Source organism: Akkermansiaceae bacterium (genome assembly GCA_024233115.1).
Taxonomy (GTDB): Bacteria; Verrucomicrobiota; Verrucomicrobiia; order Verrucomicrobiales; family Akkermansiaceae; genus Oceaniferula.
In genome coordinates, this window is record JACKQB010000008.1 from 42,057 (window position 1) to 54,576 (window position 12,520).

The 12,520-nt window shown below is 52.8% G+C and carries 13 protein-coding genes; 10 read left to right on the plus strand and 3 right to left on the minus strand.

What is annotated here, in order from left to right; translation table 11 throughout:
- Positions 1 to 10: 10 nt before the first annotated feature.
- The 3 genes from H7A51_18990 to H7A51_19000 all read right to left on the minus strand — a co-directional run bounded on the left by H7A51_18990 (position 11) and on the right by H7A51_19000 (position 2,577).
- Complete coding sequence (locus H7A51_18990; GenBank protein MCP5538305.1) at positions 11 to 889, minus strand: 4-hydroxy-tetrahydrodipicolinate synthase; 879 nt, start codon at positions 887 to 889, stop codon at positions 11 to 13.
- A 66-nt stretch (positions 890 to 955) separates the two neighbouring features.
- A complete protein-coding gene (locus tag H7A51_18995; GenBank protein ID MCP5538306.1) occupies positions 956 to 1,768 on the minus strand; it encodes a diaminopimelate epimerase in 813 nt (270 codons plus the stop codon).
- Complete coding sequence (locus H7A51_19000) at positions 1,765 to 2,577, minus strand: tryptophan synthase subunit alpha (protein ID MCP5538307.1); 813 nt, start codon at positions 2,575 to 2,577, stop codon at positions 1,765 to 1,767. The genes H7A51_18995 and H7A51_19000 overlap by 4 nt, the downstream gene beginning before the upstream one ends.
- A 227-nt stretch (positions 2,578 to 2,804) precedes the next feature.
- Between H7A51_19000 and H7A51_19005 the strand changes: the two genes are divergently transcribed.
- From H7A51_19005 to H7A51_19050, 10 genes are all read left to right on the plus strand, one after another.
- Complete coding sequence (locus H7A51_19005) at positions 2,805 to 3,467, plus strand: ATP-binding cassette domain-containing protein (protein ID MCP5538308.1); 663 nt, start codon at positions 2,805 to 2,807, stop codon at positions 3,465 to 3,467.
- A gap of 44 nt (positions 3,468 to 3,511) precedes the next feature.
- On the plus strand, positions 3,512 to 4,249 hold the full coding sequence (locus H7A51_19010; GenBank protein ID MCP5538309.1) for a hypothetical protein: 738 nt from the start codon (positions 3,512 to 3,514) through the stop codon (positions 4,247 to 4,249).
- A 43-nt stretch (positions 4,250 to 4,292) separates the two neighbouring features.
- Positions 4,293 to 5,264, plus strand: a complete 972-nt coding sequence (locus H7A51_19015; protein ID MCP5538310.1) for a hypothetical protein — start codon at positions 4,293 to 4,295, stop codon at positions 5,262 to 5,264.
- Positions 5,265 to 5,267: 3 nt separating this feature from the next.
- Positions 5,268 to 6,593 carry a Flp pilus assembly complex ATPase component TadA gene (tadA, locus tag H7A51_19020; protein MCP5538311.1) on the plus strand — a complete coding sequence of 442 codons (1,326 nt, stop codon included), beginning with the start codon at positions 5,268 to 5,270 and terminating at the stop codon, positions 6,591 to 6,593.
- A gap of 75 nt (positions 6,594 to 6,668) precedes the next feature.
- Complete coding sequence (locus H7A51_19025) at positions 6,669 to 7,097, plus strand: type II secretion system protein (protein ID MCP5538312.1); 429 nt, start codon at positions 6,669 to 6,671, stop codon at positions 7,095 to 7,097.
- Between the two features lie 162 nt (positions 7,098 to 7,259).
- Positions 7,260 to 7,688, plus strand: coding sequence for a type II secretion system protein (locus H7A51_19030; GenBank protein ID MCP5538313.1), 429 nt, complete (start codon positions 7,260 to 7,262; stop codon positions 7,686 to 7,688).
- A 170-nt stretch (positions 7,689 to 7,858) separates the two neighbouring features.
- On the plus strand, positions 7,859 to 9,643 hold the full coding sequence (locus tag H7A51_19035) for a hypothetical protein (GenBank protein ID MCP5538314.1): 1,785 nt from the start codon (positions 7,859 to 7,861) through the stop codon (positions 9,641 to 9,643).
- Positions 9,640 to 10,179: a hypothetical protein gene (locus H7A51_19040; GenBank protein ID MCP5538315.1), complete on the plus strand. Its 540-nt coding sequence runs from the start codon at positions 9,640 to 9,642 to the stop codon at positions 10,177 to 10,179. The genes H7A51_19035 and H7A51_19040 overlap by 4 nt, the downstream gene beginning before the upstream one ends.
- Positions 10,164 to 10,781, plus strand: coding sequence for a hypothetical protein (locus tag H7A51_19045; protein MCP5538316.1), 618 nt, complete (start codon positions 10,164 to 10,166; stop codon positions 10,779 to 10,781). Before H7A51_19040 ends, H7A51_19045 begins: the two co-directional genes overlap by 16 nt.
- Positions 10,782 to 10,805: 24 nt before the next feature.
- On the plus strand, positions 10,806 to 12,518 hold the full coding sequence (locus H7A51_19050; protein MCP5538317.1) for a hypothetical protein: 1,713 nt from the start codon (positions 10,806 to 10,808) through the stop codon (positions 12,516 to 12,518).
- Positions 12,519 to 12,520 lie beyond the last annotated feature (2 nt).

A 12,520-nucleotide genomic window follows, 5' to 3' on the forward strand; every position in this document is an offset into this window, starting at 1 on the left:
AACAAATGTGTTAGAGTAGGCCGTAGCGGGTCATGGTCGCACGCAGGACGGCTTCGTTTTCCTTGGAGAGATTGACAAGTGGAAGTCGGAGTTCATCGGTGCAGTGGCCTTGGTAGGCGACGGCGGATTTGATCGGCACCGGATTGGTGTCGATGGACATCAGGGTTTTGAATAGTGATTCATACTTGGCTTGGATCGCTTCGGCGTCTGCCACCCGGCCTTCAGCCATGGCCCGGACCAGGCCGGACATGACATCGGGAATGAGGTTGGTGGCCACGGAGACGAGTCCGACGGCACCGCGCTTCATAAACTCGATGGTCAGGGGGTCGTCACCCGAGAGGATCTGGAAATCATCCGGCAGGGCGGCCTTGATCTGGGTCACGCGCTCCGGCTTGCCACCGGCCTCCTTGTTGGCGATGATCGTCGGGCAATCGGCGGCGAGGCGAGCAATGGTCTCGACAGCGATTTCAATCACGGAGCGACCGGGGATACTGTAAAGCATGATGGGCAGGTCGGTGGACTCCGCAATCGCCTTGTAGTGTTGATAGAGTCCCTCCTGGGACGGCTTGTTATAATAGGGGCAGACTTGTAGGGTGCCGTCCACGCCAAGTCGTGCGGCTTTGGTAGTCAGTTCGATTGCTTCAGACGTGGCATTGGCGCCTGTGCCGGCGATGACCTTGACACGGCCGGCGGCGAATTCGACGGCGAGCTCGATCACCCGCAGGTGCTCCTTGCGGCCGAGGGTGGGGGATTCTCCGGTGGTGCCGCAGGGGACAATGCCGTCGACACCGCCCGCGACTTGACGGTCGATAAGTGCCCGAAAGGCTTCGGCATCCACCTTGCCGTTACGGAAAGGGGTAATCAGTGCTGTATGGGTTCCTTGGAACATGGGGAATAGTTATCAGTTATTGGTTATTGGGAAATTGTTGGCCTACGCCGCTGGGGCGGCGATGGGTCAGATGGTGATGGTGCCTTTGAAGACGAAGTCGGCGGGGCCGGTTAGAGTGACCTTGGTGAAAGTGTTGTCCGGGCCGGCTTCGAATCCGATTTCCAGGGTCTCGCCTCCTGCGACATCGACACTCACAGGTGAGCTTGCCCCGTTGAGCAGGTGGTGGATCAAGGCGCAGGCAGTCATACCGGTGCCACAGGCGAGGGTTTCTCCTTCGACCCCGCGTTCGTAGGTGCGGATGGCAATGTGCTGGTCGCTGATGACCTTGGTAAAATTGGCGTTGGTCCCCTTGGGGGCAAAGTGACCGTGGTAGCGGATCGCGGCACCGTACTTGGGCACGTCAAAGTTTTCCAGATCATCGGTAAACACAACGGCGTGAGGAACGCCGGTATTGATCACATGGACCTCGTCATCCAGTCCGTCGACAGGGATGTTGGCATGGAGTTCCAGATCAAACGGGTCGGACATGGCAATACGGACATTGTCGCCAATGATATCCGCACTGAGGGTGCCGGCGATGGTTTCAAAGGTCACATGATCCGTGCCTTCGCCTAACAACATCGCGGTGTATTTGCCAAAGCAGCGGGCGCCATTGCCACACATCTCGGCTTCGCCTCCATCGGCATTGTAATAACGGAACTTAAAGTCAGCCCCCTTTTCAGCAGGTTCGACGGCTAACAAGCCATCTGCTCCCACACCGCGTTGGCGGTCACATAGCCTGGCAATCTGCTCGCGGGTAAGGTTGAGGTCGAGGCCGCGGTTGTCGATGACGACGAAGTCGTTGCCGGCACCGTTCATTTTATAAAAAGATAGAGTCATGCGCTGGTGGGGTTCTTGGTGGCTGCGATAAGGGGAGTGGTGAATGCACTGACGATTGCCGCTAAATGAGGGTCGGTCGCATTTTCTGCAACCTGGTTAACGATCGCTGAGCCGACGACAACACCGTCGCATGCGGATGCAACGTCTGAGACCTGCTCGGGTGTATTGATGCCGAAGCCGACACAAACCGGGGTGTCGGTGTGCTGCTTGATGGAGGCCACCAGTGCACCGATACTGGCTGACGGGGCGGCCTGGGCGCCGGTAACACCCATTCTGGAGAGGGCATAGATAAAGCCCTCCGATTGGGCCGCCAGCATCTGCATGCGCTGCGGCGGGGTGGACGGGGAAATCAAAGTGATGTGCTTCAGCCCTTCCGAGCTGGTGAGCTCTTTGTTGTTGGCTATCTCGTCGGGCGGCAGGTCGAGTAAGAGGATGCCGTCCGCACCAGCGGCCGCGGCATCGGTATGGAATTTTTCATAACCATAAGCATAAACCGGATTCAGATAGGTGAAGAGCACGATGGTGGTATCGTGGGTGCTCCGGAAATCACGGATGAAATCCATCAGTCTGGCTACTGACATACCCGCCTTCAGTGCCCGTTCGGCAGCAAGTTGGTTGACGATGCCGTCGGCCTGTGGATCGGAGAAGGGGACTCCAAGTTCGATGATGTCGGCACCGGCATCAGCCAGTGCTCTAACGATGGATAAGGATGCGTCATAGCTTGGGTCGCCAGCGCAGACATAGGCGACAAATGCGGCTTCATTGGCAGTATGAAGTTGCTGGAAAGTGGTATCGATACGGTTGGTCATGACGTTTTGCAGCGCTGGGATATGCTGATTCGGCGAAAAAGGAAACACTGAATCACGCATTAAATGCATGATTTTGCCTGAAAATCCCCCCAAACGCGGTGGATGGCAGCACGAAAAAGCAGGATGGCAAGATTATTTAAGATTAATTGATAGTCTTTTTTCCTTGCTAATACATTTTAAAATATATAAAACCTCCATTAGCTTCATACCTACCTTACATGAAACTTATGGATAACACACCGAAAGTCGGATTACCCGGCGGGCTGAGCATTGGCTATCAGGAGCGATTGGCTCAGGTGGTCGAGGCCGATGGTGACATTGAGCTGGGTAGCGGAACCCATTATCTTTTGGCGCGCAATGGTCGTGGTAAGACAACCTTGCTGAGGACCTTGGCGGGGGTCTTGAAGCCGCTGGGAGGGCAATACTCATGCGAGGGAAGATGCCAGCTGCTGAGCGAAGACCTGACCTTTGACCGTGAATTGCCAGCCCGGGTGATATTCAAAGCCCTGTTGAAAAAGGCCGATTGCAAACAGGCCATGGATCTGGCCCGCAAGCTGGAACTGGATCTCCACAAGCCATATGGCAAACTTTCGACGGGGAATAAACGGAAAGTGGCGCTGCTGGTCGCCGAGTTTTCCGTGCAGCAGGGCCGTTCAGACATCCTTTTGCTTGATGAGCCATTTACCGGCCTGGATGCGTTTGCCCGGGAGATTTTCCAGGATTTGTGGAGCCAGCGTCAAGACGGTGTGCTCCGCCTGGTCAGTTGCCACCCTGATTTCGACAGCATGGAAATGGAAAGTTCCGTGCTGATCACAGACGGAAAAATAGTCCACTTGTCGGGTGAAGATGTCCCGAAACAGTGGGGCGAGCTCAAAACCCAACTTAACTAGATCCTTATTATCGTATGCAACTCTATCGTTTAACACTAGCCACAATGCTTCAGCGCAAGGTCTGGATCGTTGCGTTTTTGTGTGCGCTGGTCTTGCCGATTATCCTGCCTTACCTCACTCCTTATGAAAGCAATCCGAGCTTGATTGCCCCTGCAAGGGCGCAGGCCGCCTGGATCTGTCTTTGGGTGGTATCGATTGCCTGGGTGTTTTTCCAGGCCGCACGCTTTGGTGACGACACGGCGCGTTCAGGACTGGGTGCGTATTTCCTGAGTGCCGGGGTTTCCCGGGTGAGTCAAATGATGCAGATCTGGTTGGCTTGCCTGACATTCCTGCTGCCCCTTGTTGCCGTTACCGTGGCTGTTTGCCTGGTTGGCGCCATGCCAGGAGAAGCCTCGCAGGCCAGGATGTGGGTGGCTACCAACTTGCAGTATGCCGCGCTGTTTTTACTGGTGATTATGCCTTTGATGATGGTGGCCACCGCTGTCGGGAGCCGCTTTGGCAGCACCATCGGTTACCTGATTCCGCTCTGTATGAGTGTCTACGGCATGTATGGGGTTGGTTATCTTGCCATGATGACCACGGTCCAGAACAATGCGTTTTTGGACTGGCTGTATGTCATCTCCCCTCACTACCACCTCGCCGACCTGACTCCCCGCCTGGTGTTTAAACACGGCAGCATGATGGGGTCTGAATTTCTCCAGCTGGTTGCCTATTTCGTGGGAATCAAACTCGTTCTCTCCATGGTTTCCACCATGTGTTTCCAAGCCAAGCCAGTAACCTAATCGTTTCTAACACCGTTTCATCAAACGCCGACCCATCCCTTACATGAATCAAGCCACATCCAAGGTAGCCACGTGCTGCACCCTTATCCTGGGGGCAGGGCTTTGGGGTGGTATGGCTCAGAAGTTCAATTCTGAGGAGGCACTTGCCTACGAACCCAATGTGGCTTGCGTCAAGGGAAGTCCGTATGGAAAAATCCTCGCGCTCGCGATGCAGGGATCCGTCGATTTCTACTGGCATAAAGGCAAGACCCATGAAGACGAAGCCATACTGGCTACAGGCCACCAGCATGATGCAGGTTGCGCCGACGGCTGCGATGATCATGCTGGCCACGACCACGGAGTGGAAGAGCACGCTGAAGGTTGTGGCTGCGGCGCACATGGGCATGAGCCGCCACAAGTAGCGACCCATGAAGACGAGCCGTTCAGGGAGATCGCTAAATTGCGCATCAAGCAGATGGCCGCCTCAGCACACCGGAAGACGGATGGCAAGCCATTGTCGGCTGCCCATCAGAAATACCTTCAGGGGGTCACGGAAGACAAGCTCCGTCTGGCATACGAACTCGATCCGTCGAACTACACGAATTACGGAAACTATCACCTATTCATAGCTTCCACGACTTATGGGAGGTCTGAAGGAGATGATGATGCGGCGGTTGCCTTGGCTAGACGCACCCTGGAATTTTGTAAAAGAGACCAGACCGACCCTGCCTCATGGGTGACCGCTGCCAGTGCTGCTTACAATATCATTTTCCACATCGGCAGGTACTACCAAGGATATTCCATCGAGGAAGCCAAGGCGAGTTTGGCTGAGTTTGACTTCTGTATAGATAACTACGTCAGGTTGCGTCGTGAGGCTCTTGAGGCCGGACGCATTGTATCAGTGGAGCGGGTCAAGGAGATGGAGGAAAGGGTCCGATACCTGATTGAATTGCGTAAAGCACAAGGCATTTACATGAAACGTGTGATGTCTACCAAAATGGCAAACGCCTTGAATTCGGAGAGAAAAATCAACTAACACATGATATCACCATCGACAGACACTGTTGGGCAACGCGTGGCAGCCACACCGCCACCGGTTCCTAACGGTGCGGTTACAACACCGCCACCGGTGCCCCGGGCAGCACCCCAACCTACGTTCCAGTCAGGAATGACCGGTGCCGGGATGTTGGGTGTGATTTTCCAGGTTTGTGATTCGATGGGCGTCTCTGATGTCCAGATCCGGTCAGAGCTTCCGGTCTATGTCGAAACCAACCATGGTATGGAGTGCCTGTCTCAGCTGGGGGTTCTGACGGGCAATGATGTCTATGAGATTTACCGTGAGTTACTACGTAACCGCGAGTCAGCCAGCCATGGTTTTGGCGAGCAGGAAAGCGCAGAGGAACGCTCGGACCGCAAGATTGATGATGCGGTCAATAGTTTCCAGAAAACCTGTGTGGATGACTTCTCCTGTAACGGTATTTTTGTCGTGGCAACCGGAAAAACCTCCGGACGTTTGCGGATTCAAGTGCACCTCAGTGCGAGCGGGCTCGGCATTACCTGTCGTATCCTGAACGACACGATCCCAGAGTTGTGTAACCTGGGAATCGATCAGGATACAGCTGAAATGTTGCAGCTTGCTGTGCAACGCCGTGCGGGTCTGTGTCTGGTTACAGGGCCAACGGGTTCCGGTAAATCAACCACCCTGGCTGCAATCATCGATTGGCTGAGGCGCAATCATCCAAAGCATATTGTGACTGTGGAAGATCCTGTGGAATACCAGTATCCTGCCGATATGGCTGATCCCAATGCGCCGGAGCATCGTATCATGGCTCCCAGCATCGTTACCCAGCAAGAGGTTGGCAGGGACCTGGCCTCATATCGCCAGGGCTTGAAGGATGTTCTTCGTAAAGCCCCTCACGTCATTCTTCTTGGTGAGATTCGAGACCGTGAAGCCATGGAGACCTGTATGGAGGCGGCTCAAACCGGACACCTGGTTCTATCAACACTCCACACCACCGGGGCCGTCAAAACCATGGGGCGTATCCTTGAGATGTATCCACGGGAGAACCATCCAGCCGTGCTGAACCGCTTGAGTGAGATTCTGATTTTTATCCACTCCCAGGGACTGCTCAGTGGCATTAACGGGCGTGTCCTAACCTACGAATTTCTACAGAACAACGAGGACGCTGTATCCAGCGCGATTGGAAGCTATGATCGTGGCTCTCGAGCATTGGAGGACGTGATCAAGCGCGCTGGCAACATCGCATGGGATGCGAAACTGCGCAGCCTCTTTGACGAAGGAAAAATCACCCGGGAAACCTTTGAGAACGCGAGAATGCACAGGGAAGACACTGAGTATGTTTGATGTGTAAACAAACGTTCCCAATGCGTGGCAAGAGCCACAACAACAACAACACAAAAAACAAGACAAAAACTAGCAATGAAACTGACAAAAACTGCAACCAAACTGAAGCCAGGTATGACACTGATCGAGATCACTGTTGTGATTCTTGTTCTGCTCACCCTGATTGCCGTGCTCTTCATCGGAGCGAACATCTACAAGCAAGGTGCTGACCGTGCCGCTTGTATCCTGAACATCCGTAACATCCACCAGGCTGTGCGTGCTGATCAGAACCTCAACGGCAAGAACGTTGGAGACACACTTACCACCACCGATATCATCGGGACCGGCAAGTACATCGAGTCCACTCCTACTTGTCCTACCAAAAGCGGTGCATACACCATCGACGCAACCTACCCTGCTGTGGGCAACGTCGCTGCTCTTTGCGCCGAGTATGACGGAACCTCCGGTTCCGAGACCGACGCAGCTTCCCGGAAACACAATCCGGATGACGTCAACGGTTGGTAAACATACAATTCCAATCCTTTAGAGTGGCTGGTTAAACACAGATGCTCAAACAAATTTGAGGACGCACGAATGCATAGATAAGATACCCAGTATGTTTGAAGTGTCTGCAAACGTTCCCAATACGTGGCAATCGGCCACACCAACAACACAACAAAAAAAACAATGAAACTGACAAAAACTGCAACTAAGATTAAGCCAGGTATGACACTGATCGAGATCACCGTCGTGATTCTCGTTCTGCTCACCCTGATTGCCGTGCTCTTCATCGGAGCGAACATCTACAAGCAAGGTGCTGACCGTGCCGCTTGTATCCTGAACATCCGTAACATCCACCAGGCTGTGCGTGCTGATCAGAACCTCAACGGCAAGAACGTTGGAGACACACTTACCACCACCGATATCATCGGGACCGGCAAGTACATCGAGACAACTCCCACGTGTCCTACCAAAAGCGGTGCATACACCATCGACGCAACTTACCCTGCTGTAAGTAACGTCGCTGCTCTTTGCGCTGAGTATGACTCAACATCCGGTTCTGAGACCGATGCTGCTGCTCGTAAGCACAACCCGGACGATGTCAACGGTTGGTAATCAGATTTTCACAATCTGAAAAATGATTCATCTGCTGTCAGTCCACAAAGGGCTGGCAGCGGATTGACTCATTAAATGGGAGGAAGCATGTTAGTGTTGACAACGACCTAACATTTAACTTGACGACCGGGCTCGAAATTTGGGCCCAACAGAAAACAAATTCCAAGAAGATGATCGAAGCCCAACATCCATCCGAACTGAATATTTTTCAGCAATACCGCCGTACGGTGAAAGTTGCGAAAACGACCAGTAGGATGAAGAATCCCGACTGGTATCGAGATGCCTTGGATCTGGATGTACAGATTCATTGTTACCTTAAGGATAACAGTGGAGTCACCTGTTATCTTCACGTGAAGTCCCACAACCTGTTTGAAAAAATTGAGGGGCTGAATTCACGCCAGCTTGAACAACGCGATGAGCTGGAAAAATTTATTGACGCCGCCTTGGCGCACGAGGCTGCCAAGAAAGCCAAGTCAATAGGTGTTGTTTTTTACCTGGCTGACGAATTTTCCATAGCGGGCCTGGGGCCGGAGCACCAGAACCCGGTCGAGATCAATAACCTGCGAGCCATGATGCTCGAGGACCCGATGGAGGTACTCGACGATAAAACCGTATCAACGGAAACCCACTCGTGGAGGCTTTTCCCCTACCCGGGGGCTGCGGCCGGGCATGAGTTTGCAACGGTCGTGGCCGTTTCTAGGCGCCATAGTGGCACCCTTAAATATTTGAGGGAGATTGGAAACAAAAAAAACCTACCTATCAGGACCTGTGCATTGAGTGCGCCGTTGTGTGCCATTGCCTCCCTGCCTTGGTTCACCACGGCGAGTGAGCATGGAGCCATATCCGTGTTTAATTACGAAACCTTCACCCTGTTGGCCTTTTTTAACCGGCACTGCGACTTGATGATGCTGCGTTTCATGCCTCACGCAAATGGTGCCGGCAATCCAACGAATCTAGGTCCCGCCGTGATGGCCACGGCAACCGCCTTTGAGCTAGAGAGCCCTGAAATCAGTGTCCTGTCGATGGTAGGCAACGATATGGAGGGGCTGATTGTCAGTCTGCAGAGTTCGATGATGGGATCGGATATCCTGCTTATCAATGCCGAGGAAATACTCAAGAGCAAAGGCCTGCCTGCGGATTTGCCGATTGAATACATGGTGACCACTGAAGCCCTGGACCCGGAGGTCTATCCGCTCGGGAATAATGAGACATTTACTTCACTGCGTGAAGATTTATGGCACCTGCAGGATTTTCTCTCGCCCGCTAGGGAGGAGGTGGAAATGTTCCCCGCTGAGAGTGACATGAGGTTGCTGAAAATCGGCAGAAGGGCGAAAATGGTAGCCGTGCTGGTTCTTGGCGGGATACTTGCCTATGCTGGTGTCTCGATATCAGGCAAGGTCAAGAGTGACGCCTGGTCTCACAAATCAGTCAATTCTGCGACCAGCGCAATCGCACTCACAGCCGAGCTGAAGCGCTATGAGCATTGGGATAATCTGCTGATGGACCGTTCGAAGGCCTGGGTGAGTATGGAGCTCGTGGCACGCCTTACTCCAACTGACGGCTCGGTTGTATTAAAGGACGTCAATCACCGCGTTATCCCCAAACCTGGTATCAACGGACAAAAAACTGGTTTTACCAAGGAATGGGTGATCAATGGATACGGAAGCGATAAAGGCGTTGAGTATCTCGAGAGATTCAGCACCCGGGATGGTATCAAAAAGCTTTTCAAGGAAGTAGCCAGAAAGACCGGCAACGAAGCCTACCTGCCGGACGTCAGCAAGAGGGATGTCACGGTGAACCTCAAGCAACGTCCCAACCCAACCTATAATACAATCAATCCCCAGAACCCAGGGGACATGTTCCGCCGGGCATTCACCATTACCATTTCCCAGACTTTTAGTGGCGAGGACAAGCTGGCTATTGCGGCGATAAAAACAACAGGAAATACCAGATGAACGATTACTATAAACAATCTGTGGCTGTATTTGGCATCGGTCTGCCGATGTTGCTGATGGCGATCATCGCCGGTGTCGCCTTGTACATGACTTCGTCAGTGAGTAGCGAGTATACGGTCAAAAAGAAAAAGTATGACCAATCCCAGCTGGCCATGCGCCAAAACATGGAACTCCAAGGCAAGGTGAAGAATAACGAAAAACTCCTCGCCGAATGGGACCGGTTGATGCGCACGGAAACACGCGGGACATTCCTCGAGCACTGGAAGCAAGCTGAGAAAAAATTCACCGGCAAGGAGCTCACTAAATCATCGCACAACTGGGTGAACTACAGTGAAGGCCTTGGCAAGGGGGTTTCGCAACCTGCCAGCCAAGTCAATATGTCGTTCTCGGCCACCTACAGGGCGATGCAGACGGCTCTGATGGAAATGGAGTCGACCCTGCCCAATATGCAACTCGATTCACTGACCATGACTCCTGATAGCGGAGGCAAGGTCATTGACTTTAAAACAACATTCACGGTATGGACACTCAAGTAGCAGCAATACTTTCAGCTCTTGTCATGGTGATGGCCGTGGCAAATGCGCAAGATGCGACTCCGGACACGCCACCCAAAGCGGTTGCTGGTGCGAAGTTCGTTGAAGAGAGTTCGAGAACGCTCATAGGGGAGAATCGTCTCGCCTGGATTGAGGCGATGAGAAATAAACTGCCGATAACGCAGCGTCAGGTGGGTCCCTTTGGTCTGGCGCAGGACCCTGAGGCCGCGTTGGCAAAACCGGCACAGAAAAAAATGAAGGAAGGCGCGTTCCTTAACGCCATCGCCGCGATCAAGGTCAATACGGTGATGCCGTCCGAAAGCAAGTTTACCATTGGCTCGCGTGAGTTCAGCAAAGGCGATGTTTTCCCCGTGATCAGAGGCCAGCGACAGTTCAACGTCGAGATTGTGGCCATCAGGGCGGACAACATCCTGTTTAAGAACATTGATACCGGCGAATACGTAAAAAGAAATCTCCACACCCTCCCAAAAGGAATGACCAAAAATGCTCCATTGGACTCAGTTCCAGGAGTCGTCCCTGCAAACAAGAAAGACGATAGACCGTTGAATCTTGACGACGAACCGCTCCCAGTGAGCAACGACTAACACTATAACACACCCTTACACATCATGAAAAAACAAACCATCACACTACTTTGTGGACTGGTAGCCGCATCCCTTGCCAACATGGCGCTAGCCCAGGATGAAGAAGCTACTGTGGTTCGCGTTGTTCCACCTAAGCTTGGTCCTGGAGCAGCCAATCCGGCAGGAGCAGTCAATCCGGCTGGTGCTGGAGATCCAGTCGATTCCCCGGATGGGCCGTCAGATAATCCTGTGGTGGCAAAACCACCTGTGGTGGATCCCGCAGCGCCTGCGGCAGCTGACGACCAGGCTGGCGCAGTGGAGGCCGATGATAATCCTATCGCTGAAGACGATGGTGGTTTCCTGATCAAGGATGCCAATATCAACGATATCTTCCAGTTGCTCGCAAAGCGTGCAGGCAAGCAGTATTTCCATAACAACAAACTCAACACCGATGATTACAAAGTCACGGGCCACCTCAATGGTGACGCAAGCTCGCTGAAGCAAATGGAGGAGCTGGGCTTCCAGTATGGCTTGCGGATGTATGTCAAAGGCAACACGGTCTATGCGATGATGGACGAGCAGTTGGAAAAATTGCCCGCCAAGGAGTGGACCTATACCTTGAAGTACTTGCGCCCAACGGACATCGAGCAAATCAAGGCTCTCATCCAGCCCATGCTCACGGCTGGTCGTGGTATTGTGAACTACGAGCCGAAGACCAATACAATCATTGTCATCGATACTTTGACCCACATTGAAATGGTCGAAGGCCTGCTCAGTAAAATAGACAGACCCAAAGGCCAGATTGTCGTCGAGGTGAAGATTCTCCGTATCAACAGCGCTGTTGGAAAGAACTCAGGTGTTGATTGGGAGTCGGCGCTCGGCTCGACAGGAACCAGCATCGATGTTGCCGGAAGCCTGAATGCCTTGTTTGGATTACCGGAGGCAAGCCTTACCACGGGAAGTACAACGACGACAGGCCCTAGTTTCGACAACAGCAACATCGTTCTCAGCCCTCTGCAATTGCGTGGGGTGTTAAGGGCGCTGAACGATGGGAACCTTGTGACCCAAAAATCCAATCCGGTGGTTATTACAGAGGATAACGAGAAAGCAAGTATCTCGCTGATCGACCGTGTTCCGATCATCACTTCCACCGTGAACGAAACAACGTCCGGTTCAACGACTACGGATGAAGTGCGTTACACCATTGATAAGGGGGATTCAACGGATCCCGATAAAACACGTGAGATTGGTGTGACCATTACGATGACTCCAAGCCTCTTACCTGACGGAACCATCAGAATGCACATGCGCCCAAGGAATGCTCAAATTGTAGAAAATATCAAAGGACCATCCGGTAACGTATACCCACGTGTTAGTGAGGCTACCATCCAGTCGATCGCCAGGATACCTAACGGTCACTCCCTGATGATTGGTGGTTTCTATGGAGAGCTCGAAAGCAAATCCAAGAATAAAGTCCCCTTGTTAGGTGATATTCCTATTCTCAATTTCTTCTTTAAGTCGAAGCAGACGAAAAAAGAGCAATCGAGTTTGGTTTTTGTCGTTACTCCCACATCCTATAACCCTTCGTGTGTGGCAAGTAATGACAAGACCACCACGCGACTTCGTAAAGGAGCCCAAATCAAGCCCAAGTATGATTGGGTGGAGGATGAAAACCCCGGGCCTGCACATGAGCCTAACCTCCGCCGCACCATCCGTGGTATGAAGCCGAAACAGGCTCCCTACTACCCGCAACGCTAATC

Excerpts from the sequence above, each read along its gene's own strand:
- H7A51_18990 (MCP5538305.1), bottom strand. The coding sequence starts at position 889 with ATGTTCCAAGGAACCCATACAGCACTGATTACCCCTTTCCGTAACGGC.
- H7A51_18995 (MCP5538306.1), bottom strand. The coding sequence starts at position 1,768 with ATGACTCTATCTTTTTATAAAATGAACGGTGCCGGCAACGACTTCGTC.
- H7A51_19000 (MCP5538307.1), bottom strand. The coding sequence starts at position 2,577 with ATGACCAACCGTATCGATACCACTTTCCAGCAACTTCATACTGCCAAT.
- H7A51_19005 (MCP5538308.1), top strand. The coding sequence starts at position 2,805 with ATGGATAACACACCGAAAGTCGGATTACCCGGCGGGCTGAGCATTGGC.
- H7A51_19010 (MCP5538309.1), top strand. The coding sequence starts at position 3,512 with ATGCTTCAGCGCAAGGTCTGGATCGTTGCGTTTTTGTGTGCGCTGGTC.
- H7A51_19015 (MCP5538310.1), top strand. The coding sequence starts at position 4,293 with ATGAATCAAGCCACATCCAAGGTAGCCACGTGCTGCACCCTTATCCTG.
- tadA (MCP5538311.1), top strand. The coding sequence starts at position 5,268 with ATGATATCACCATCGACAGACACTGTTGGGCAACGCGTGGCAGCCACA.
- H7A51_19025 (MCP5538312.1), top strand. The coding sequence starts at position 6,669 with ATGAAACTGACAAAAACTGCAACCAAACTGAAGCCAGGTATGACACTG.
- H7A51_19030 (MCP5538313.1), top strand. The coding sequence starts at position 7,260 with ATGAAACTGACAAAAACTGCAACTAAGATTAAGCCAGGTATGACACTG.
- H7A51_19035 (MCP5538314.1), top strand. The coding sequence starts at position 7,859 with ATGATCGAAGCCCAACATCCATCCGAACTGAATATTTTTCAGCAATAC.
- H7A51_19040 (MCP5538315.1), top strand. The coding sequence starts at position 9,640 with ATGAACGATTACTATAAACAATCTGTGGCTGTATTTGGCATCGGTCTG.
- H7A51_19045 (MCP5538316.1), top strand. The coding sequence starts at position 10,164 with ATGGACACTCAAGTAGCAGCAATACTTTCAGCTCTTGTCATGGTGATG.
- H7A51_19050 (MCP5538317.1), top strand. The coding sequence starts at position 10,806 with ATGAAAAAACAAACCATCACACTACTTTGTGGACTGGTAGCCGCATCC.